This window comes from Paenarthrobacter sp. 10N417 (assembly GCF_056394745.1).
The window spans coordinates 1-22,386 of the sequence record NZ_JBFTIL010000035.1 but is presented as its reverse complement, the minus strand read 5'-3'; the positions used below and the strand labels follow the sequence as shown (position 1 = coordinate 22,386).

Genomic DNA, 22,386 nt, shown 5'->3' with positions numbered 1-22,386 from the left:
ACTCGATAACGACGTCGGCCTCCACAGACGCGATGGCCTCGGCGTCGTCGCCCTTCAAGACGGCATCGGCACCCACGGCGCGTGCGATCTCCAAGGGCTTGTCATGCATATCGACGGCGACGATCCGGGCAGCACCGGCGCGCTTGAGGACAGCGACCGTGAGGGCACCGATCGGGCCACTGCCGATCACCATGGCAGTCTTTCCCGCGACGTCACCGGCCCGGGCGACGGCATGCCAGGCCACGCTGGCCGGTTCCACCAACGCCGCGGTCCGCAGATCCAGGGTTTCCGGCAGGGCACGGAGCATCCGCGAGGGAAGGGTGGCGTAGCGGCTGAAAGCCCCATCGGTGTGCGGGTAGCGTGCCGCGCTGCCCAGATACGTGCAGCCCGGGGAAAGGTTGGGCCGCTCTGCCGGGTAGCGTGCCCCGCCCGGGGCGGGGGTTGCAGGGTGCACAGCCACCGGAGTGCCGGTCACAGGGCCGCTGCCATCGGCTGCCTGCTCGATGACGACGCCGACAATTTCATGGCCCAGGACCATCGGGACCTTCAGGATGGACTCCCCGGCGGCACCATGCAGCCAATAATGCAGGTCTGAACCGCAGATCCCGCCGTAGGCGATCTCCACGATCGACTCATCCGGCGCCGGCGCCTTCAGCGGGATGTCTTCGATCCGCAAGTCACCTTTGCCATGGGCGACGACCGCGGGGCCGGAAGCGGGGAGGGTGATGCCCATCAGACCACCACCGTCATTCCGCCATCAACGAAGATCGTCTGGCCATTGACGAAATTGGACCCCTGGGACGCCAGCCACACAACAGGCCCGGCCAGGTCAGCGACCGTGCCCCACCGATGGGCTGGCGTCCGGCCGAGGATCCAGGTGTTGAACGCCTCATCATCGACCAGGTTCTGCGTCATTTCCGTATGGATGTACCCCGGGGCGATGCCGTTGATCTGCAACCCCGACGCCGCCCATTCAGCCGTCATCGCCCGGGTCAGGTTACGCAGCCCGCCCTTCGCCGCCACATACGGGGCAATCGTCGGCCGGGCAAGGTCGGTCTGGACCGAGCAGATATTGATGATCTTCCCCCGGCCCCGGGGAATCATATGCCGCGCCGCTTCCCGGCCCACCAGGAACGCGCTGGTCAAATCCGTGCTGATCACCCTGTCCCAGTCCTTCACATCCAACTCAAGCATGGGAACACGGTGCTGGATACCCGCGTTGTTGACCAGGATGTCCAACGGGCCAACGTTGGCCTCGATCCACGCCACACCGTCAGCGGCTGAAGCCGCATCCGTCACATCAAACGCCCGCCTGTGGACCCTTCCCGCAGGATAGTCAGCCGCCATAGCGTCGGCTGCCGCCTCCAAACGTTCGGGATTGATTCCGTTGAGCACTACAGTTGCTCCGGCGTCGACGAGGCCCCGGGCCAGGGCGTTGCCAATCCCCCGGCTCGAACCCGTCACCAACGCGACGCGTCCACTCAGATCAAATAGTCCACTCATAAAGAATCCTGCTCAATAGTCGGTGCGGTCTCTATGGCCGGTACGGTGATGTGGAGGTCACTGAGGTTTGCGATCGTTTGTCTCACGACGGCCAAGTCAAGGTCGCCCAGACCCTGATCAGTAAGGTCCTCGTAGAGTTTCAGGGCAGCCGATGCCATGGGCATGTCTGTTCCTGACCTGGACGCGCTCTGAAGGACAAAGGCCAAATCCTTATGCATGAACTTCGCTGGCCCGGTCGGCCTGTAGTCCTTCGAGGCCAGCCGGGGACCCATAAACTCCAACACCCGGCTGCCGGCCAAGCCCCCGGCCAACACCTCGAAGAGGGCCTCCACATCCATGCCCGATCGTTCGGCAAGCTCAGCAGCCTCGGCAAGTGCCGCCGTCGTGGTCCCGACGATCAGCTGGTTACAGGCCTTGGCGAGCGAGCCCGCCCCCAGTTCCCCAAGACGCCGCACCGTGGTTCCCATGGCCTCGAGCGCCGGACGAAGCCGTTCGTAATGCTCAACAGGACCGCCGGCCATAATGGCCAGGGTTCCACGCTCGGCGCCTTCCGTCCCGCCACTGACTGGGGCGTCAAGGACTACCGCATTGCCATTGCTGGCCTCGCTGACAGTTGCGCCGAACCGCAGAACCGCAGTTGGCGAGACGCTGCTCATGACTACGACCAACGTTCCGGGTCGAGGCGGCTCTTGCCTCCATTCAGCCAGTAGACCAGCGGCGGATTCCTCAATGAAGGGCAAATCGGGAAGCATGAAAATAACGAGCGGCTGGTCCCGTAGTTCTGCAATCGTCGAGGCCCGCGCACCGCCCCGACGAACGAGATCGTCGAGAGCGGCCGCTGACCGGTTCCATCCTGTGACGGACCAGCCGGCGTGGAGCAGGTTTGCTGCCATGCGCGAGCCCATCAGGCCGAGCCCGACGAACCCAACGCTGCGAGGTAGGCCGCTGCCACGCGGACCGAAGACCCGGGGATTGTTATCTTGTGTCAAAATCAACCTTGGTTCTGGGTCGGGAGCCGGTTTGGATGGCGCAGCCTCGAGGGCTACTTGCCCCAGATCTTGCGGTAGGCATCCTGGTAACCCATGGGGTCCCAAGCGTCAGTTGCCGTGGTGTTTTCCTTGGTCGAAACGTGGATCTGCGGGACGTAGCCGCTCGCAGGTTCGCCGGCGAAAGCGCGGTTGAGTTCGTCAACGAGCTGCCAGCCTTCGGATTTCAGGGGCGATGGAACCGTGGCTGTCTGGTAGTCGTCGGTCTTGATGCGCTGCAGGGCTGATGAATCACCGTCGCCAGCGCCCACATTGAAGGGTGCGCCGCCGGCTTTGACGCCACCCGCCCGCAGTGCTGCGGCTGCGTTCTCGTAGTAGACGTCGTTGATGGCCACTGAGTAGGTCCAGGCTTCGTTGTGCTTGCTGAGCAGGGAGGAGACTTCCTGAGGCATACGGGCACTGACGTCGGAGAGCGGTACATTGTCGTATTCCAAAACCTTCACCCCTGAACAGGTCTCCAATTCCTTCTTGATCATCTGGGATTTACCTTCGGCGAACGGGATGGAGGAGTCCGTGAAGATGACGACGCCGGCATTGCCGTTGGACTTTGCAATGACGTAGTCGGCACTGATTTTGGCGACGTCTTCGACCTTGGTGGTGATGTTGCTGAAGAGCAGCGGGTCGGTGCTTGGGCCAGGGGTGGACAAAGCCTGCCACGCCACGAGCGGGATCTTGGAAGAGTTGGCTTCTGCCACCTGCGCGGCTGTGGTCTTAGGGTCAAAGCCGCCGATGACAATGCCGTCAGGCTTGGTTGTCAGGGCCTGGCTGAAGGCGCTTTGAATCCCTGCCGGAGTTCCCAGTCCATCGATCACTTTGACGTTCCAGCCGATCGCTGCCGTGGCTTCCTGAAGTCCTTTGGCCACGCCGGCAACGCCGGGGTTGGTCATGGACTGGGCCACATACACGATGGTTTTGCCCGCAGCCGCTTTGGGGCCCGCCGTAGGACCGTCCCAAGGCGCATCGGACTTGGAGGCGCCGTCGACAGCTTTCTGGGCGGAGGTAACGACGTCGGCACACCCGCTGTTCCCGGTTGCGGCAGCCGTGGCCGCTGATTCGGAGGACCCGCTGGTGCAGCCCGTGAGTCCAAGCGCGAGGACGGTGCCAGTGACGAGCAGCAGGCGGGGGGTGGAAGGGTTCATGGTGGAGCCTTTCAGTATGGAGGGTTCCGTTGTGGTGAGCGGGATGACGAAAGCAGCTGACGAAGTAGGAGTGCTATAGGGAACTGGGGGCGGTGGCCGGTGGCAATGCAGCGGACGTCGCAGGTCCCGCGGGCGGAGGTGTTTCATCCCCTGGTGTGGGAGTTGCCGGGGGCGCTGCGACTGCGCCTGCCCGGAGTTTGCGCCTGGCGGAGTACCCGGCCAGGCCGACAGCAATGAGCAGGGTGACCCCGTTGAAGAGCGGGGTGACCCAGAACTGGGCTCCCAGCTGCGAGATGCCGGCGAGTCCGATTGCCAGCGTGATCACCGCGACGAGAGTGCCAATGACGTTGGCCCGGCCGGGTTTGATGGCGGTGGCTCCCAAGAGGGCTCCTACGAAAGCCGGTAGCAGGTAGTCCATGCCGACGCTGGGGTTTCCGATCTGCTGCTGCGAAGCGAGCAGCACGCCCGCGAAGCCGGTGACGACCGCGGAAAACGTGAAAGCGTAGATGGAATATCGCTTAGTGGGGATCCCCATCAGTGCAGCAGCCCGAGGATTGGATCCCAGGACGTAGAAGTAACGGCCCAGTGGAAGGCGTTCGAACAGGATCCACAAGAGGACAGCAACAACCAGCAGGTAGACGGCGACGATAGGCACCCCCGCGATCTTGGAATCGTAGAGGTCCTTGAAAGAAATCGGCAGGCCACCAGGACCGGGCACCACGCGGGCGCCATTGGTGATGGCACCGGTAATGGCATAAAGCACCGTCCCGGTCCCGAGGGTAGCCACGAACGAGTCGATCTGGCCGAATTCCACCAGCAGTCCGTTGACGATGCCTACCAATGCCATGACACCTATCGCTACGAGCGCTGCAAGGCCCCATGGCAGCCCACCATCAACGATGAGTTTGAGGACGATTACATGAGAGAGTCCCAGCCCGTAACCGATGGACAGGTCGAATTTTCCTGTCGCGATGGGGATCATGGCGCCGAGGGCCAGCAACGCGGGGATTGCCTGATTGCTGAGGATGGCATTGAAGTTTCGGCCTGAGAGGAACGTCTGGGGCAGGATCAATGCGAAGACTGCGAAAAGCAGGACGAGAATGACCACCAAGCCGTAGGGTCCCAAGAGATGGGCGACGCCCTGCCGGCTGCTGTTCTTAGTTTGGTTCATGAGGATTACTACTCCGAAGTATGGGCAGCACCCGAGGCCGCCGCAGTGAGGTTTGCAATAGTCAGGTCAGCGCCGGCAAGTTCCGTGGTCACAGTTCCCTGGACGAAGACGAGGGCCCGCTGGCAGACGCTGGCGACTTCCTCGAAATCAGTGGAGATCATCAGGACTGCCAGGCCTGCGGCCAGGGATTCTTCCAGCAGCTGATAAATGTCTGCCTTAGCCCCGACGTCCACGCCTGCTGTAGGTTCTTCGAGAATGAGGAGTTTTCGGTTGGCGCTCAACCACCGGCCAATCATGATTTTCTGCTGGTTTCCGCCCGAGAGCGTCGCGATGGCCACCTCAGGGAGGGCAGGCCGGACGCCATAGCGTTCAATCAGTCCCTCCGCGAGCCGCCGTTCTGTTTTTGGGTTGGTCCAAAGGAACGGATTCTTTGAGTGCACGCCTGGATTCGGGAGGAAATTCTCCCGCAGAGTCAGCTCGGGGGCACAGCCTTCATCCATCCTGTTGCTGGTCACGAATCCCACGCCGGAGGCGACCGCCTCGGAGGCGGTGCGTGGCTGATAGCTCTCCGAATCCAAGGTGATGCTGCCTGAATCAATACGGTATGCGCCTGCCAGCGCGCGTCCGATTTCCATGTGTCCGGCCCCGGTCAGGCCAACCATGCCCACCACTTCCCCGGCACGGACCGAAAAGGATACCGGCCGGTTCTGCGCTGTGGCCAGGTCCCTGACCGACAGGCGCTCGGGGTTATCCCGGACCGTGCTCTTGGAGCTGTAACTGACGGGCTTATGTCCCACGATGTCGACGACGAGTTCCCGCGGAGTCTTCTGCGAGATGGGGCCGCTGTGAATCAGCCTCCCATCACGCAGCACCGTGACAGTATCGGAAATGGCGAAGACCTCATCGAGCCGGTGGCTGACATACAAAAGACCGTGGCCCTTGCTCCGAAGCTTCTCCAGGACGTCAAAGAGCTTGCGGGAATCCGCCGCCGGGAGGCTTGCAGTCGGTTCGTCGAGCACGATGACTGACGCATTCGACGCCAGGGCCCTGGCGATGGCAACCAGGGACTTATCGGCCCTGGATAATTCAGAGACGTATCGGTCAGGCTGCAGGTGCGAGGCCACCGTCCGCAGCGCTTCCGCAGCGCTTTCACGGACTTTGTGCCAGGAGATGAGTCCTCCCGTGCGTCCAAAACCCGTACCCAGCGCTATGTTCTCGGCGATGGTCATGGAATCAACGAGTCCAAGATCCTGGTGGATGAAGGCCATGCTTGCCGCTGCTTCCGGTGTGCCCAAGGCATGGCCATTGACGGTGATCCGTCCGCTGGTGGGCGAGTACAGCCCGGAAAGAATCTTGATGATGGTCGATTTGCCTGCGCCGTTCTGGCCCAGCAGCGCGTGGATACTCCCGGCCTCAAGCGTGAGGTCTACATCCTGCAGAGCCGCGTTGACGCCGAACCGCTTTGACAATTGGTCAATCTGAATCAGCGTTTTCGAGGGAGGGTTGAGTCCCATGGTCGCTCCTTGCAGCCCCAGTGCTGCCTAAAATTCTGGGTGGTCACCAATGACCTATTGACCAACATCTTGTCTGATAGCCAACCCTTTGGTCAATAGCATTTCGTGACCGATTTTTCACCCAAGCTGCACGAGCTGCCAGTACATGCAAGCGGGAGGACTCCCACGGAGCCCTAAAGCGAGTGCGCGCTAAGGGGGTTGGCCAAAGCACGGGCAATGACCTGCAATTCCTGCACAATTTCCGCGTGGTCGAGCTCATCAGCGCGGGCTTTGATCAGTGTGGCGCTGATCGCAAACTGGGCGGGGTCGCCAGGGATGTCCACCACAGGAACGGCGAAGCACACCACGCCGACGTTGGTCTCCTCGTCATCCATGAAGTACCCGCGGTGACGCGATTTCTCAAGGTCGGAAAGCAGCTCCGAAACGCTGGACAGGGAGCGGGCGGTGAAGGGAACAAAGGTCTTTCCCCGGTACCGGTCCTCCACAACGGCATCAGGAAGAGTCGAGAGGACGGCCTTTCCGGTAGCCGTTACATGGGCTGGAAAGCGATCGCCAATGTTCGCAGTGAGCCTGATGGGATTGGTTCCCTCATAACGGGCCAAATAAAGGACATCGGTACCGTCAAGCAAAGCCAACCGCGCCGCTTCCCGGGAAATCAACGGGGACCGCCTGCACAACGCATAAAACTCCGAGAGCTGATCGGCCGAGCGGAGGTAGTCGCCGGCCAGGGAAAGGATCCTCCTGCCCAGAATGAACCGTCCGTCCGAGCGACGAAGCATGCCCTCGCCTTCAAGCGCACCGCAGATGTTTGCCGTGGAGGACTTGGCAAGGTCCATCGATTTCGCAATTTCGGGCACGCTCAAGCCCGCCTGTCCCGCCGCCGCAATCAGATCAAGAATTGCCATCGCCCGAGTGATCGCCGGCACTGCACTCTGCCCAGCCGTGGTGATCTCTGTTGTCATTTTCCACCCTCCCCAATCAAAGTATTGACTCCTGACCAGTATATTGGCCTACTATTGCTGTGTCACCCCTCCGGGCGCCACAGAGCCAGCTTCTTCAACCTGACGCCAAGGCTTTGCGCGAATTGTCACTCGACGCCGGAAACAGGGACACCAAAATCTAGGAGTACACCGTGTGCGCTGAACACACCAGGGCAAGCTCACTCTACCCAGCCCCGCCCGGCACGGACCCCACAGTGACCGGGAAACAGTTCGAGCAGATCTTCGAGCAGGTCAAGACCTGGGGCACTTACGCTGAACCATCCGCAGGTGCTTGGCAGAAGGCAACTGCTGAGGGAGTCATTGACGCCGCCTCGTTGGTCCGCAGCGGCCGTGTCGTGTCCACCGCATTGCCGTGGAACACCACGAGCGGGCCGTCCAATGCGAACCCCGCGCTGCACTATATGACTGACCTTGGAGTGCGTGAAGCGCCGGAACCGTCCTGCAATAAGGACTTCATCGGCGTCGACTACCACGGCAAGGCCGTCAGCCACCTGGATGCGCTGAGCCATATCGCCTACAAAGGCCTGCTCTACGACGGACAGGTTTCGAAAGAAGTTGTCACGGCCACGGGCGCGGATTTCGGTTCGGTCAGCGCCCTCGGCCCCCTTGTTGCCCCTTGCGTGTTGCTGGACTTTACCGTGTTGTTCGACGTTCCCTGGCTTGAACCAGGCACGGCCATACATGCAGCGGACATCCTGGCGGCAGAAGAGCGGCTCGGGATCAGCATTCAGGAGGGCGACGCCGTCCTGGTCCGCACCGGTCATTTCCGGCGCGCACGCGAAGTAGGTATCTGGGACTCATCGGACCTGAGTGCGGGGCTTCATGTTGACTGCATGCCCGTGCTCGCCGAACGGGGGATCGTCCTTCTGGGCGGTGACGGCGACTCCGATGTTCGCCCTTCACCGACACCCGGGATCCACTCCCCCATCCACATCCTTGCGATCACAGCCATGGGCCTGCCGCTCCTGGACAATCTCGATCTTGAAGAACTTGGAACGGCCTGCGCCGAAGAGGACCGCTACCGTTTCATGTTCATGGTCGCCCCACTCAACATTCCCCGTGGCACTGGCTCGCCCGTAAACCCTTTGGCGGTTTTCTAATGACATTCACCGTAGGCATCTCCCGCGACTTCCTAGATTCCAGCGGCAAGAACGTCTGGGGCGACATCGGCTTGGACGGTCTTGACGAGGCCGGTCTGGAATGGGAATACATGGCCGACAGCGCCGAAGAACTGACACCTGAACAGTTGGAGCGCTATGACGCAATTCTCTACGCTGCACCCGCGGTTACGGCCGCCTCTTTCGAAGGCGTCGCGAATCCCCCGCTCATACTTGCGCGCTTCGGGGTGGGATTCGATGCGGTTGACCTCGCCGCCTGCAGCCGTGCCGGCACAGTCGCGACCATAACCCCCGACGGCGCCCGTGGCCCGGTGGCAACGGCCACCCTATCCATGCTCCTGTCGGTCTTCCACAACACCGTCATGAAGGACCGCCTGGTCAGGGAAGAATCCTGGGACCTGCGCGAAAGCTTCATGGGAACCGGCCTGACCGGAAAAACCATTGGCTTCCTCGGCGTCGGGAACACCGGCGGCGAGCTGATCCGCCTGCTCCAACCGTTCAAGGTCCGATGCGTGGGTCACGACCCCTTCTGCCCTCCCGAACGCGCCAGCGAACTCGGCGTGGAGTTGATGCAACTCGAAGACGTAGCAGCGGCATGCGACGCCCTGATCGTCATGGCAGTCCTGACCGAGCAGACCCATCACATCATCAACGCAACCATCCTGGAGAAGATGAAGCCAACCGCTGTTGTCATCAACATGGCACGCGGACCCATCATCAACGAACAGGACCTTATTCATGCACTTTCACAGGGAGTTATCGCCGGCGCGGGGCTGGACGTCTTTGAACACGAGCCGGTGGCCAACGAACTACTGGGAATGGAAAACGTAACGCTCTCGCCGCATTGCCTTTCTTGGACGGACGAGATGTCCCTCGGAAACGGCAGCAGTTGCGTCCGCGCCATCGTCAACGTCGCCGCAGGCCGAGTCCCGGACTTTGTGATCAACCGAGACGTTCTCGAATCGTCAGCCTTTACCGACAGGCTCACCCTCCTTGCAGCGAGCGGCCTCTAACGCAGCGACTTATCGTCCGGATTACGGGGAACCACGTACGTGCTGCCATCGGGGCGACGAAGGGTTTCCCATTGTTGGGTCTCCGCTTCGCGTTGGGCCAGGAGCCTGCGGTTGGCCTCGGTCATTTCGTGATCGATGGAGCTGCTGTGTGCGGGGCCAAAGATGACCCTCAGCTTTCCCGTAGCGCGCATGAACTTCTGGGTAAAGGATTCCTTTGCCACGCCGATCGACTCCTCTTTTAGACGGTTCAACAAGTTCATAGTACGCTAACAATTAGTGCACTAACTAATTGGGTGGGAAGGCAGCCATGACCCAGACCAGCGAGACAACCCAAACCATTGAAACAAGCCAGACCAGCGAAACTGACGACCTCCTTTTGGAACGCCAGCTGTGCTTCGCGCTGACCGTTGCCTCGAGGAGCGTCGTGGGTATCTACAAGCCCATCCTCGAACAGCTCGGGTTAACCCACCCGCAGTACCTTGTGATGCTCGCACTCTGGGAGCGGAGCCCCAGGACACTTAAGGACATTAGTGACAGCCTCCTCCACGAGCCCGCCACCCTGTCCCCACTCCTGCGCCGACTTGAGGAAGCACAGTTCATCACCCGCGAGCGCGTGCCCGGCAACGAGCGCGCGCTTGCCGTCAAGCTGACGGAAAAGGGAGCCGCGCTTCGGGATCAGGCGACGGCGGTTCCTGGTGCGATCCGGGAGCGCCTGCAGCTCAGTCGCGAGGAAGTAGCCGAACTTCACCAGGCTATGACCGGCCTCATCGAGGCAACCCAGCGGACGCCAAACTAGCGGACGGCCACCCAGCGAACGGCAACCCAGCCCAACAGCCACTCAGCACGAGCAGTTAGCACCAACACTCAGCGCGCCAAGGTGAGAATCTCAGCCCCGTCGTCGGTGATGGCTATCGTGTGCTCACTGTGGGCTGTACGGCAACCCGTCGCACTTCTCAGCGTCCACCCGTCGTCATCGGTGACGAGCTCGGCGGTGTCCGCCATAACCCAAGGCTCCAGCGCCAGCAGTAGTCCCGGGCGCAATTTGTATCCACGGCCCGGCCGACCGGTATTGGCGATGTGCGGGTCTTGGTGCATGGTGGATCCGATGCCATGACCGCCGAACTGGGTATTGATGGGGTATCCCGCTTCACTGAGGACCGAGCCGATGGCATGGGAGATATCGCCGATGCGGGCGCCGGGTCCGGCCACGGCTATCCCTGCGCTCAGGGCCCGCTCCGTTGCGTCGATCATTGCCAGGCTGTCCGAGGGCTTTGAATCGCCCACTGTGAAGCTGATGGCAGAGTCTGCAGCGACCCCGTTCTTGGAAACTGCGAGGTCCAGGGACACCAGGTCGCCGTCAGCAAGCGTGTAGTCATGAGGCAGTCCATGGAGTACGGCGTCGTTGACGGACGTGCAGATGTAGTGCCCAAAAGGACCGCGCCCAAAGGACGGCGAATAGTCGACGTAGCAGGATTGGGCCCCGGCATCGGCGATCATGGCCTGAGCCCACTGATCGATCTCCAGGAGGTTAACCCCACCGCACTGCGGCCTTTCATCGTCTGAAGGATGTCGGCAACCAGAGCACCAGCCTCCTTTGCCCGATGCAGTTCGGTGCGGTTCAGAATCTCGATCATGCGGCGCCTTCCCATTCAACCAATAACTATCCCGGCCATATTATCCCGGTATTAGAATTGGAGCCATGGTCAGATTGCCACTCACAGCTGAAGAGGTCGAGCGCGGACAGCGTCTCGGCGCCATGTTGCGTCGCGCCCGGGGAGCGCGCTCGATGCTGGAGATCGCACTCGAGGCCCAGGTTTCACCGGAGACACTCCGCAAGATTGAGTCCGGACGTGTGGCAACCCCGGCTTTCCAGACCATCGCAGCGATCGCCGATGTCCTCGGGCTGTCCCTCGATGAGGTGTGGGCAGGGATCAGCCAGCCCGAAAGCATCGCCGCACCGGCATAAAATGGCAGCCCAAGGAGAACCCATGCGCTCGCGCCTCGTCCGGGCCCTTGTAGGAGCCTGGCCCCTCATAGGAGTCCGGCCCCTCATAGCCATCCTGGCCCTCGCTGCCCTGGCCGGCTGCTCGGGCACCCCCGCGCCGGGTGGGTCGAGCAGCGCCCCCTCCGCGCCGGCGTCGTCCGTCAGTCCAAGCGTGAGCCCAAGCGACAGCCCCACACAATCCAAGCCAACGCCCACCCAGGTGCCCACAACCCTCGGCCCGGAAGACACAGCACCGGACCCCAGCCTCCCGGGAGCAAAGCCCACGCCAGGACAGGGAAACGCTGAACTCTCCATCACGGTGCTGGAGTCCGCCAGCGCAGCACCGCAGAACTACACGCTCGTTTGCGTAAACGGCGCCCCGGCAGCCGAAAGCAAACACCCCACCGCGAACGCGGCCTGCACGGCACTGAAGAACAATCCATCGCTGCTGAACCAGGCGCCCATTAGAAGCGACCAAGAGTGCACCCAACAGTTTGGCGGTCCGCAAACGGCCAAGGTGACCGGTGCCGTTGACGGCATGGAAGTTTCCGCTTCCTTCAGCCGCACCGACGGTTGCCAAATCGCCTTGTGGGACGCGGCCAGCGCCATCATCGGTTCCAGCGGTGGAGCAGCTTAGGCCCCAGCACCTCCCCCAAGAGCACTGGCTCGGGATGGAGGCCGCCCATCATGCACGCGTCGCCCGGTACGCCGACCCCTATTTGGCCCGCCGGTCGGCAGGAAAGAAACATCCCGTGGAGGACTTCCTCTTCACGTACTACACCCAGAAGCCTGGCCAATTGCTGCGCTGGCATCCCGGCGATGGAGTGGTGCTCAGTGGCGCGCGTGCCCTTGAACGTGCCAGCTGGAAGTTTTACCGCGTGCTCGACGACGGCGACCTCGCCGCCGTCGGACTGCCACTAGGTACGCCGGCCGTCACCTTTGATCGCGACAGTTTCATGGCCCAACGCGCCGAGGCCGTCAGTTTCGCCGGCATCATCCTCAACGGCACGGCGAAGCGCCCGGCCCAGTTCGGCTGCTTCGGCCTCCATGAGTGGGCCATGGTGTACCGGCAGGAGAAATTCGAGTTGCGGCACGAGTACTTGAAATTGCGGCTTGGCGGGGAGGGCACTGGCACCGTGGTGGAGGAGAACCGTATCCGCTGTTCCCACTTCGATGCCTTCCGTTTCTACACGCCGGACGCCGTTCCGCTGAACGAGCTCATCCCCACCCGTGAGAACCAGCGCACCATGGAACAACAGGGTTGCCTGCACGCCAACATGGACCTGTACAAGTGGGCCTACAAACTGACTCCGGCGCTGCCCAGCGAGTTGGTGATGGACTGCTTCGAACTGTCGTGGCGGATCCGGACCATGGATATGCAGGCTTCCCCTTACGACCTCGAAGAATGGGACTACGCGCCTATCAGGATCGAGACACCGCAGGGCAAGGCCGAGTACGTTGAGTACCAGCGGGCTTTTGCGGCCGAATCCCAGAAGCTGCGGGCCCGCGTGCTTCAGGCAATCGAACCGCTTCTTTAAAGGAGTCTGATCGTCCCCCGGGACTCCTGCCATAAGCACCCGCCGCCGCAAGCACCCGCCGCCACCAGCGAAAGGTAACCATGGTTTCTCCCGGCAACAGCGAGTACGACGTCGACCTCACCGTCACGCTGACAGAGGCACCTGGCGCCGCGCCCATTGAGTTCTACCTACGGTCCGCGAAAGGCATTCTGTCTCCGGAGCCGGACTCGATCGACTCGAACCTTCCGGACGCGACCGCGGCCCTTGCCGCCGTCGAGCAGTTTGGCGAGGAAGTGTTCTTCCCGATTCCGCGACCCGACCGGATCTGCACGCAACAGTACGGGGGCCCGCAGGTGGCCCTTGTGACAGGTTGGTTCCGTGGACGGAAGATCCACAGCAAGCTCAGCCGGACCGATGGCTGCGAGATCGCACGTTGGCGCGCCATGGCACCACTCCTGGGCGGCGCGGGAGGATCTACCGGCGCCATCTGAGCCCGGGTGCAGCTGACGCCCTCAGGAGAGAGCCTCCTCAGGGCGTCAGCTGTACAAATTTCGCGAACGAGCTAGCTTGCGTTGTTGCTTTCCGTTGGCTCGTCTCCGCGGATCTTGTTGTTCTTCTTGTCTGTGCCCTTCTTCGGGTTTTCGTTGTCCGGAATAACCGCGGCGCCGCCAGCAGTCACCACTACTGTGACGAAGCTGGGTTCGCTGGTGCCCTCGAATGTCAGGCGTCCGATGTAGGAGCCTGGCGTCAGGTTGGTCCAGTTCAGCGAGATGGTCCCGGCCTTGCCGTTGGCGAGGCGGATCGGGTTGGGCGTCACGGTGGCGTTGCCCTCGTTGGCCCCCAGGACCGCTGCATCAACTGTTGCCTTGGTGGGCTGGTTGTTGGGGCTCGCGTAAAGGTTGGCGAAAACGTAGTAGTCGCCCGGCTCGGGATTGGGCACCGTGACGGATTCGCTGGCCGAGGCCGTCGCGGACGGGAGCTGCTGCCCGGTGGGAGTCAGGACGAGCATGTCGAAGTCCGCGGCTTCGTCCGAGGATATGACCGAGAACTTGGCCAAGGCGCTGTTCTCCCCCACCGTCACCTTCTTGACGAAGTTCGAGGCGTCGGTCTCACCGGTAAAGGGACCCGGAACCAGTTCAACTGCTGAGGAATCCGCCTTGGACAGGCCATCAACCGTGACTCCCACCGGCGCATTGGTGCCGGAGACGATGTTGATGGCCGCTGAGCCGTTGGGGCCCGTTCCCGTGAAGGCCATGGCCTTATCMGCGATSACAGACTGCGGACGGACGGCGATGGGAGAGGTGACGGTCTTGTTTGCGCCCTGCCAGCTCAGTGATCCCATGGCGAACTTACCCAAGGCCGCATTGTTGTTCTCGAACTGCACCTTGAACGTCTTCTTTTCACCCGCAGCGCCGAAGTTCAGCACGGACGGGGTGACCTTGACGTTGACGCCGGGAACGTTGACGGAGGCGCGATACAGACCCGGCGTCAACGCGGTAACTGTCCGCGTGACCTCGATCTTGCCGGCCAGGTTGCCCAGCGCAAACGAGGGAACGTTCATATCGCGCGGCTGCGTCGAGCCCAGTCCCGCAATGCCGAGGTCCATGCCCGTGCCCTGAACGAATTTGAGGTAGTCCTCAGTTGTAGCGTCGTAGACCAAGCCGGGGCTCAGGACCTTTGCGGGATCAACCTGTCCTGCGCCGGTGGCGAAGACGTCCTGGTTGATGGCCCCGTTGGCCAGTTTCACCGGACCGGCCGTGGTCATCATGGCCGATTTCACGGTTGCCGGTGACCATCGTGGGTTCTTGGACAGGATCAGGGCGCCGAAACCGGCCACGTGCGGGGAAGCCATGGACGTTCCCGACAGGAAGCCAAAGTTGTCTCCGCCGGTTCCGATGGGCGAAACGCCTGCCAGGATAGCGACGCCGGGTGCTGATACGTCAGGCTTCAGGAGGTCCGAATCCGTTGCCAGCAGCGGTCCGCGGGAGGAGAATCCGGCGATCTGCGGCTGCGCCTCGGCGGGCAGGCCCGTGGTGTCGTGGTTCAGCAGCGACACTGTGATGGTGGGGTTGGCCGTCACCTTGTCCTTGATGGCCTGGGTGGCAGGAGGGTTCACATGGACAGTCGGAACAGCATGCTTGTCCGTGTCCAGCGATGATTCCGTCAGGTTTACCAGGATCATTCCGACGCCACCGCCTCGAAGGACCTCCGCGCTCTTCGCGGTGCGGTCAACCACGCCACGGTCACAGACAACAACCTTGCCGGAAACCTTGGCCGGATCCAGCGAGCCGGGAGCACACAGCGCTGCGTTGCCTTCACCGCTTGCAGCGTTGGTGGAAAGCACGACGCCGGCCCCGCTCACCTCGTGGTTCATAATGCTCGCTCCGCGGAATTTGCTGCCATCGGAGAATTCAACGGTGCCCTGCAGTTCCTGCGAGAAAGAGGTGGCAGCGACTGTGGTCAGCCAGGGTGCTCCATGGTTCACGGTGCTGGCGGTTGGTCCGGAGTTTCCAGCGGAGGTTGCCACGAAGATCCCAGCCGAAGCAGCGGAAAGGAAAGCCAGCGATACGGGATCGGTGGTGGATGTGGTGGAACCGGAGATGGAGTAGTTCAGCACATCCACACCGTCCAGGATGGCCTGTTCAATGGCATCCACCGAAGCGGAGCCGTAGCAGCCACCCGTCGTCGGATCTGTGTCTTCCCAGCAGACCTTGTAGATGGAGAGTTTAGCGGCAGGTGCGATGCCGCTGGTGATGCCGAAGCTACGTCCGTCCACTACGGCATCGACGTTCCCGTTGCCCGCGGCAGTGCTAGCGGTATGGGTGCCGTGGCTGTCAACGTCAACGGGCGAGATGACTTCCTGAGGGGCACGGTTTTCCGGGGGAACACTTCCCAGGAAGCCATCCGCGAAGTAGTGGGTGCTGAGGACCTTGGAGTTGCAGGCGCTGCCATCGTAGCTGGCGCCGGTGTCCGTACCGGGCTGGCATTCGCCGATGAAGGTATCGCCGTCTGCCTTCAGCATTGCGATTTTGCCGTCGGCGGTCCGGTAAGGGACGCCCACTTGGGGGTTGCCGACCAGCGGTCCGACGGGATCGCCTGCGAAAAATGGATTGGAGGGCGTGTATCCGGTGTCGATGACGCCAACAACGGTGCCCTTGCCGGCGTTCTCCTGGCCTCCATATTGCGTTGCCCAGGTGCCGTTGGGGCCGCTGAGTTTCAGGAAATCAGTGGTGGAGTAGTCGGGTGCATACTGTGTGTCCGGCGCGACCATCAGGACCTTGGGATCCTTGGCAAGGTTAATGGCCTGCTCTGCCGTCAGCTTGGCACTGAAGCCGTTGATGGCGGCGGTGAAGTCACGTTCAATGGTGACTTTTTCCTGCTGGGCAACGTCCTGCTGCGACCGTTGCAGGTGTTCCTGGTATTTCTTTACCTCGGCGCTGCCGGAGTCGAGCTTCTTGCCCTCTTCCGGCTTGGTGGGCGCAAGTCCCGGCGTGCCGCCGTCGTATGTAGCCGCAGGCTTTTCTGCCAGGACAACCATGTAGCGGCCGTCCTTGTAGGCGCTGGGGTCAAGGTTCTTCTTGGCCACGCCTGCCTGATTTCCGGCCACAGTCTCCGGCGAGGGAGCTGCCTGGGCCGGTATCGCCATGGAAGAGAGCAGCAACGGCAAGCCCACGGCGAGAGCCGCTGCCTTTCGAAGCCCCCCGCTTCTGACGAAGCTCTTTCCTTGTGATTTCACGAGTGATAGCACCTTTCACTGAGTGAGGCCCGGGCTCCATCGCCAAGGCCTGTCAACATGTGAATGGCTGCGTTCGTGACAGTTCTTGTCAAAAATGCGCAACCAGTCGAGTCACAGAGTACAGACTGAGAGCAAAATATGACATACAGCACATTTCAGTGAATTTGTCTTGTCTCCGCGCCAAATTCACGTCACATGACGGCGAAACAAGCGGAGCACGGGATATTTTCTTTTACACACCGCTAAACCTTTCAACGATGGAGTTGCAGTGAAAATCCTCGTCCCCCACACCATCACCCTGGACCTCTCCGAGTCAGGCGAGGACGTGTTCGTTTACCAGGCGGATCAGCCCGTTCCTGACGAGCACGTTGATGCGCAAGTCCTGGTGGTCTGGCAGAACACCTCAGAGAATCTGGCCGATGCCGCCCGAAAGATGAGCCAGCTCAAACTGGTACAGACCCTGGCAGCCGGACCAGATTCGGTGCTGGCAGCGGGATTTGCGGCCAATGTGGCCATCGCCTCTGGTCGCTCACTTCACGACGGTCCAGTGGCCGAGCACGCCCTGGCTCTCACGCTCGCCGCCGTGCGGAGGCTGGACCTTCTGTTCGAAGCCCAAAAGTCCAAGACATGGGACCACGCCTACAACGCAGCTCAGGCCAGCGTGGAAACCGAACAGCTTTACACGCTCGACGGCGCGAACGTCACCATTTGGGGGTTCGGTTCCATTGCGGGACGACTCGCTCCCATGCTCGCCGCGCTGGGCGCAAACGTCACCGGCGTGGCCAGCTCACGGGGAGAGCGCTACGGCTTCCCAGTCGCCGGGGCGGAGGAACTTCCCGAGGTACTGGGAACCACGGATGTGCTGATATCGATACTCCCCGCCACTCCCGAGACCACTGACGCTTTGAACGATGAACTCCTGCGCGCACTTCCAAGGAACGCAATTTTCGTCAACGTTGGCCGCGGTGCAACAGTTGATGAAGACGCCCTGGTTGCCGCCTTGCACGAGGGTCGCCTGCGCGCTGCGGCCTTGGACGTCACCAAGGAAGAGCCCTTGCCCGCGGACTCCAAACTCTGGTCGGCGCCAAATGTCATCATCACCCCGCACGTGGCGGGCAATCGCCCCAAGGGTTCAGCCAAGCTGGTCCTGGCCAACCTTTCAGCCCTCAAGGACGGCCGTGCATTGACCAACCAGGTTTCCGGCTAGCGCAGGTTTCCAGCTAGCGCGAAGCCAGTGGCGCGAGCCAGGAATGCGCAAAAAAGTGGGCCCGTCCGGCAGGACGGACCCACTTTTCGGGAACGATAAAAGTCAGGCGTGCTCGTACGTCAAGCAGTCCGCAGCCTCGCGGCCAGGGCCGACCTTCACGTCGTGCGCCTCGCACATGAGGTTGTTGTTGTGAACGCATTCGGACCGTTGGCAAGCACCGACGTGGGCAAGGACCTTGGGAAGGCCGCCCATGGCGTTGGTGTCGATGAACGTGGCGCAGGAAGCGTGGTCCTGCGTTCCACCAATGGTGATTCCAAAAGCAGTGCATCCGTCGTGGTTGAAGCCGCAGCTGCCAACGCTACAGGCGGATACTTCGGCAATGTGTTCGGTCATTGTTCCTCCTGGTTGGATCCAGACTTAACGCAGGGCCTGGACCCCGCGTGTAGTCCCTAAACTACGCCGCCACAGCCGGATTTAACCCGAAGGAATAGCGCATTTGTACGTACGCTAATGCCCACTATTTGCCGGGAGTGCGCAGCGCGTCGCTGATCTTCGCGCGCGTTTCCTTATCCAACGGGGCTGTCACGTGGTGTTCCCTCGCCGCCCTGTCAGCCTTGATTTTCTGGATGACCATTCGTCCCAGACCCGCAAAAACAGCTGCGGCTACGACGCCCAGCACCATCGACCTCGGTTTCTCCGCCATGCCACAATCCTAGTGACGGGCGCCACGCCCGGCGAGTGCCGCCGTCGGGCTTTCATTGCCCCGAATTTAGTGGGGATCGGCGGGGGGTCCTCGCGGAATCCGGCTGAATAGGGTATGCGCTCCGGTCCCGGTAAGATAGGTGTGCAAGCTCGCGGAGCGCCCCCACGCTGTAGAAACCCAGTTGAACGGCGTGAGACGGCAACCTCCGCGGCAGCCTTATTTAAGGTTCACCCAACTCACGCACAGGAGTTACCGGATGCCCCGGATCGTCGTTGACGTCATGCCCAAGCCCGAGATTCTGGACCCCCAGGGGAAAGCCATCGTGGGTGCACTGCCCCGCCTCGGCTTCAACAGCTTCAGCGCAGTCCGTCAGGGCAAGCGTTTCGAACTGACGGTTGACGGCGAGGTGACCGACGCTATCCTGGCCCAGGCCCGTGAGGCCGCTGAGACCCTCCTGTCCAACCCGGTAATCGAGGATGTTGTCAACGTCGAGGTCGTCGAGGCCTGATATGACATCGATCCCCCTGATTGGCGAGGCCGTGGCCGTCGCCGCAGAGCCCCGCTTGGCCGGCGCCAAGATCGGCGTCGTGACTTTCCCCGGCACCCTTGACGACCGCGACGCCGCCCGTGCAGTGCGGCTGGCAGGCGCCACGGCGGTGCCGCTCTGGCACGCAGATACCGAACTCGGAGATGTTGACGCAGTCATCATCCCCGGTGGTTTCTCCTACGGTGACTACCTGCGTGCAGGCGCTATTTCGCGTTTCGCACCCCTGATGACCAAGATCATCGACGCCGCCAACTCCGAGGCAAAGCTCCCCGTCCTGGGTATTTGCAACGGCTTCCAGATCCTGACGGAATCGCACCTGCTGCCCGGTTCCATGATCAAGAACGACCACCTGAAGTTCATCTGCCGGGACCAGGTCCTGCGCGTGGAAAACGCCAACACTGCCTGGACCCTGGACTACCAGAACGGCCAGGAAATCACTGTGCCGCTGAAGAACCAGGACGGCCAGTACATCGCTGACGAGAAGACCCTGGACGCCCTTGAGGCTGAGGGCCGCGTGGTGTTCCGCTACGTGGGCTTCAACCCGAATGGCTCCCGCCGCGACATCGCCGGCATCTCGAACGCCGCGGGCAACGTGGTTGGCCTCATGCCGCACCCTGAGCACGCGGTTGAAGTGGGCTTCGGCCCCGAATCGCTTGATGGCATCGGCGGATCCGACACCGACGGCCTTGGCTTCTTCACCTCCGTTTTGAACAAGATTGTGGGAGGCGACAAGTGACCACGGAAACCACCAAGAAGTTCAACATCGATACTGTTGAGCATGCTGCCAAGACTCCGGACACGGAACTCCCGTGGGCCGAGCTGGGCCTGAAGCAGAACGAGTTCGACGAAATCGTCAAGGTCCTTGGCCGCCGCCCCACCGGCGCCGAGCTGGCCATGTACTCCGTCATGTGGAGCGAGCACTGCTCCTACAAGTCCTCCAAGAACCACCTCCGCCAGTTCGGCGAGAAGGTCACCGAGGAAATGAAGAAGGACATGCTGGTTGGCATCGGCGAGAACGCCGGCGTCACCAACCTTGGCGACGGCTGGGCCGTGACGTTCAAGATCGAGTCCCACAACTCGCCGTCGTTCGTTGAGCCTTACCAGGGTGCCGCTACCGGCATCGGCGGCATCGTCCGCGACATCATCTCCATGGGCGCCCGCCCGGTTGCCGTGATGGACCCGCTGCGCTTCGGCGCGATCGACCACCCGGACACCGCCCGCGTCATGCACGGTGCCGTGGCCGGAATCGGTGGCTACGGCAACTGCCTCGGCCTGCCGAACATCGGCGGCGAAATGGTCTTCGACTCCGTTTACCAGGGCAACCCGTTGGTAAACGCGTTGGCCGTGGGCGTCATGCGCCACGAGGACATCCGACTGGCCAACGCCTCCGGCAAGGGCAACAAGGTTGTCCTGTTCGGTGCGCGTACGGGCGGCGACGGCATCGGCGGCGCTTCGGTGCTGGCCTCGGAGTCCTTCGACGACACCAAGCCCTCCAAGCGCCCCGCCGTCCAGGTGGGCGACCCCTTCGCTGAGAAGGTCCTCATCGAGTGCTGCCTCGAGCTCTTCAAGGGCTCCCTGGTCGAAGGCATCCAGGACCTCGGCGCCGCCGGCATTTCCTGCGCCACGTCCGAGCTCGCCTCCAACGGCGACGGCGGCATGGAGGTCGAACTGACCTCCGTCCTGCTGCGCGATCCCACCCTGACCCCGGGCGAGATCCTCATGTCCGAGTCGCAGGAACGCATGATGGCCGTGGTCACCCCGGAGAACATCGCAGCCTTCGAAGCTGTGATGGACAAGTGGGCCGTGGAGTACTCCTGGTTGGGTGAAGTCACCGATACCGGTCGCCTCATCATCACCTGGGAAGGCGACGTAATCGTCGACGTCGATCCCCGCACCGTTGCGCACGACGGCCCGGTCTACGACCGCCCGTTTGCACGCCCGGAATGGCAGGACTCGGTCCAGGCGAACTCCTTCACCGGTTCCGTTGAGGATGCCGACCGTCCTTCCGCTCCGTCGGAACTGGCAGCAGCCGTTACTGAACTGGTCGCTTCGCCGAACATGTGCAGCAAGGACTGGATCACCAACCAGTACGACCGCTACGTTGGTGGCAACACGGCCATGGCCTTCCCGGACGACTCCGGCGTGGTCCGCGTTGACGAGGAAACCGGCCTGGGCGTTGCCCTGGCCACCGACGCCAACGGCCGCTACACCTACCTTGAGCCGTACCAGGGCGCCCAGCTCGCGTTGGCCGAGGCCTACCGCAATGTGGCCACCTCTGGTGCTGTTCCCATGGCCGTCAGCGACTGCCTGAACTTCGGCTCCCCCGAGGACCCGGACGTCATGTGGCAGCTGGCCGAAGCCATTCGTGGCCTGTCGGATGCTTGCATGGAACTCGGCATCCCGGTCACGGGCGGCAACGTCTCCCTGTACAACCAGACCGGCACCACACCGATCCACCCCTCCCCTGTGGTGGCAGTCCTGGGCAAGCTCGACGACGTCGCCCGCCGTACGCCGTCGGGTTGGCGCGAGGATGGCCAGGCCATCTACCTGCTGGGTACCACGGCAGCAGAGCTGGATGGTTCGGAATGGTCCAACCTGCGTGGACACCTCGGTGGCCTGCCGCCGAAGGTCGACCTCGCGGCGGAGCGTGCATTGGGCGAAATCCTGATCAACGCTTCCCGTGACGGCATGGTTGACGCAGCACACGACCTCTCCGAAGGTGGCCTCGCGGCTGCCCTGGTTGAGTCCTCGCTGCGCTACGGCGTCGGTGCCCGCATTGCCCTTGAGGAACTCATGGAGCGCGACGGCGTGGACCTGTTCACCGCCTTGTTCTCCGAGTCCCAGGCCCGGGCAATCGTCTCTGTGCCGCGCTCCGAGGAAGTCCGCTTCAAGGACATGTGCACCGCCCGCGGCTTCGCCCACCTCCGGATCGGCGTTGTTGATGCTGCCAGTGCGAAGCTGGAGATCAACGGCGTGGACGAACTGTCCTTGGACRCACTCCGCGAAGCACACGAGGCCACCTTGCCGAAGTACTTCGGCTAGCCCTGATTTTTCATGACGGTGGGGTTGGCCGTTTTTTCGGGCGGGCGGGTTGATGGGCGGTTGTTTTCTGTTTCCGGGCAGGATGGTGTGGCCCGTTGGATCGCTCGGGGTTGGCGCCGGTTCCACTTCCGGTGATGGGGCTGGT

General features: G+C 62.2%; 22 protein-coding genes and 1 pseudogene. 11 read left to right on the top strand and 12 right to left on the bottom strand.

Annotation, left to right across the window (positions count from 1 at the left end; genetic code table 11):
• The 7 genes from AC1DCM_RS25745 to AC1DCM_RS25715 all read right to left on the bottom strand — a co-directional run.
• Positions 1-733: alcohol dehydrogenase catalytic domain-containing protein (locus AC1DCM_RS25745; RefSeq protein WP_477520202.1), on the bottom strand; the 733-nt coding region annotated here is incomplete at its 3' end.
• On the bottom strand, positions 733-1,503 hold the full coding sequence (locus tag AC1DCM_RS25740; RefSeq protein WP_477520201.1) for an SDR family oxidoreductase: 771 nt from the start codon (positions 1,501-1,503) through the stop codon (positions 733-735). The genes AC1DCM_RS25740 and AC1DCM_RS25745, both read right to left, overlap by 1 nt.
• A complete protein-coding gene (locus AC1DCM_RS25735) occupies positions 1,500-2,492 on the bottom strand; it encodes an NAD(P)-dependent oxidoreductase (protein WP_477520200.1) in 993 nt (330 codons plus the stop codon). The genes AC1DCM_RS25740 and AC1DCM_RS25735 overlap by 4 nt, the downstream gene beginning before the upstream one ends.
• A 53-nt stretch (positions 2,493-2,545) precedes the next feature.
• Positions 2,546-3,688, bottom strand: a complete 1,143-nt coding sequence (locus tag AC1DCM_RS25730) for a substrate-binding domain-containing protein (protein ID WP_477520199.1) — start codon at positions 3,686-3,688, stop codon at positions 2,546-2,548.
• Positions 3,689-3,761: 73 nt separating this feature from the next.
• The gene (locus tag AC1DCM_RS25725; protein ID WP_442018658.1) at positions 3,762-4,859 is read right to left on the bottom strand and encodes an ABC transporter permease; all 1,098 of its coding nucleotides are present in this window, start codon (positions 4,857-4,859) and stop codon (positions 3,762-3,764) included.
• Positions 4,860-4,867: 8 nt separating this feature from the next.
• Positions 4,868-6,373 (bottom strand): sugar ABC transporter ATP-binding protein, encoded by a 1,506-nt coding sequence (locus AC1DCM_RS25720; protein ID WP_477520198.1) that lies wholly within the window; start codon positions 6,371-6,373, stop codon positions 4,868-4,870.
• Positions 6,374-6,546: 173 nt separating this feature from the next.
• On the bottom strand, positions 6,547-7,335 hold the full coding sequence (locus AC1DCM_RS25715) for an IclR family transcriptional regulator (RefSeq protein ID WP_442018656.1): 789 nt from the start codon (positions 7,333-7,335) through the stop codon (positions 6,547-6,549).
• Positions 7,336-7,505: 170 nt separating this feature from the next.
• Between AC1DCM_RS25715 and AC1DCM_RS25710 the strand changes: the two genes are divergently transcribed.
• Entirely contained in the window at positions 7,506-8,474 is a 969-nt protein-coding gene (locus tag AC1DCM_RS25710; protein WP_477520197.1) for a cyclase family protein, read from the top strand.
• Positions 8,474-9,505, top strand: a complete 1,032-nt coding sequence (locus tag AC1DCM_RS25705) for an NAD(P)-dependent oxidoreductase (RefSeq protein ID WP_477520196.1) — start codon at positions 8,474-8,476, stop codon at positions 9,503-9,505. Before AC1DCM_RS25710 ends, AC1DCM_RS25705 begins: the two co-directional genes overlap by 1 nt.
• Here AC1DCM_RS25705 and AC1DCM_RS25700 read toward each other — a convergent pair.
• A complete protein-coding gene (locus AC1DCM_RS25700) occupies positions 9,502-9,726 on the bottom strand; it encodes a hypothetical protein (RefSeq protein WP_224094137.1) in 225 nt (74 codons plus the stop codon). The two genes, AC1DCM_RS25705 and AC1DCM_RS25700, sit on opposite strands and share 4 nt — an antisense overlap.
• A gap of 86 nt (positions 9,727-9,812) precedes the next feature.
• On the opposite strand from AC1DCM_RS25700, the gene AC1DCM_RS25695 reads away from it, so the two are divergent.
• Positions 9,813-10,301 (top strand): MarR family winged helix-turn-helix transcriptional regulator, encoded by a 489-nt coding sequence (locus AC1DCM_RS25695; protein WP_477520195.1) that lies wholly within the window; start codon positions 9,813-9,815, stop codon positions 10,299-10,301.
• A 68-nt stretch (positions 10,302-10,369) separates the two neighbouring features.
• On the opposite strand, the pseudogene map reads toward AC1DCM_RS25695, so the two are convergent.
• Positions 10,370-11,139, bottom strand: a pseudogene (gene map, locus AC1DCM_RS25690) (type I methionyl aminopeptidase).
• 65 nt (positions 11,140-11,204) lie between these two features.
• On the opposite strand from map, the gene AC1DCM_RS25685 reads away from it, so the two are divergent.
• The 4 genes from AC1DCM_RS25685 to AC1DCM_RS25670 all read left to right on the top strand — a co-directional run bounded on the left by AC1DCM_RS25685 (position 11,205) and on the right by AC1DCM_RS25670 (position 13,497).
• A complete protein-coding gene (locus AC1DCM_RS25685; RefSeq protein WP_477520194.1) occupies positions 11,205-11,471 on the top strand; it encodes a helix-turn-helix domain-containing protein in 267 nt (88 codons plus the stop codon).
• A 22-nt stretch (positions 11,472-11,493) separates the two neighbouring features.
• Complete coding sequence (locus tag AC1DCM_RS25680) at positions 11,494-12,126, top strand: SSI family serine proteinase inhibitor (RefSeq protein ID WP_477520193.1); 633 nt, start codon at positions 11,494-11,496, stop codon at positions 12,124-12,126.
• A gap of 34 nt (positions 12,127-12,160) precedes the next feature.
• Complete coding sequence (locus AC1DCM_RS25675) at positions 12,161-13,027, top strand: 3-methyladenine DNA glycosylase (protein ID WP_477520203.1); 867 nt, start codon at positions 12,161-12,163, stop codon at positions 13,025-13,027.
• Positions 13,028-13,107: 80 nt separating this feature from the next.
• The gene (locus tag AC1DCM_RS25670; protein WP_477520192.1) at positions 13,108-13,497 is read left to right on the top strand and encodes a serine protease inhibitor; all 390 of its coding nucleotides are present in this window, start codon (positions 13,108-13,110) and stop codon (positions 13,495-13,497) included.
• A 71-nt stretch (positions 13,498-13,568) separates the two neighbouring features.
• Here AC1DCM_RS25670 and AC1DCM_RS25665 read toward each other — a convergent pair whose 3' ends face one another.
• Entirely contained in the window at positions 13,569-16,742 is a 3,174-nt protein-coding gene (locus AC1DCM_RS25665) for a S8 family serine peptidase (protein ID WP_477520191.1), read from the bottom strand.
• Positions 16,743-17,010: 268 nt separating this feature from the next.
• Between AC1DCM_RS25665 and AC1DCM_RS25660 the strand changes: the two genes are divergently transcribed.
• Positions 17,011-17,949 carry a phosphoglycerate dehydrogenase gene (locus AC1DCM_RS25660; RefSeq protein ID WP_477520190.1) on the top strand — a complete coding sequence of 313 codons (939 nt, stop codon included), beginning with the start codon at positions 17,011-17,013 and terminating at the stop codon, positions 17,947-17,949.
• A gap of 102 nt (positions 17,950-18,051) precedes the next feature.
• Here the strand turns inward: AC1DCM_RS25660 and AC1DCM_RS25655 are convergent, their stop codons facing one another.
• Entirely contained in the window at positions 18,052-18,342 is a 291-nt protein-coding gene (locus AC1DCM_RS25655; protein WP_442018646.1) for a DUF1540 domain-containing protein, read from the bottom strand.
• 124 nt (positions 18,343-18,466) lie between these two features.
• Entirely contained in the window at positions 18,467-18,652 is a 186-nt protein-coding gene (locus AC1DCM_RS25650) for a hypothetical protein (protein ID WP_477514509.1), read from the bottom strand.
• 256 nt (positions 18,653-18,908) lie between these two features.
• Here AC1DCM_RS25650 and purS point away from each other — a divergent pair, with 256 nt between their 5' ends.
• From purS to purL, 3 genes are read left to right on the top strand one after another with little or no spacing between them, the layout of a single operon-like run.
• Positions 18,909-19,160 carry a phosphoribosylformylglycinamidine synthase subunit PurS gene (gene purS, locus AC1DCM_RS25645; protein ID WP_011773385.1) on the top strand — a complete coding sequence of 84 codons (252 nt, stop codon included), beginning with the start codon at positions 18,909-18,911 and terminating at the stop codon, positions 19,158-19,160.
• Position 19,161: 1 nt separating this feature from the next.
• Positions 19,162-19,935: a phosphoribosylformylglycinamidine synthase subunit PurQ gene (gene purQ, locus AC1DCM_RS25640; protein WP_442004208.1), complete on the top strand. Its 774-nt coding sequence runs from the start codon at positions 19,162-19,164 to the stop codon at positions 19,933-19,935.
• Positions 19,932-22,241: a phosphoribosylformylglycinamidine synthase subunit PurL gene (purL, locus tag AC1DCM_RS25635; protein ID WP_477520189.1), complete on the top strand. Its 2,310-nt coding sequence runs from the start codon at positions 19,932-19,934 to the stop codon at positions 22,239-22,241. The genes purQ and purL overlap by 4 nt, the downstream gene beginning before the upstream one ends.
• Positions 22,242-22,386: the final 145 nt, after the last annotated feature.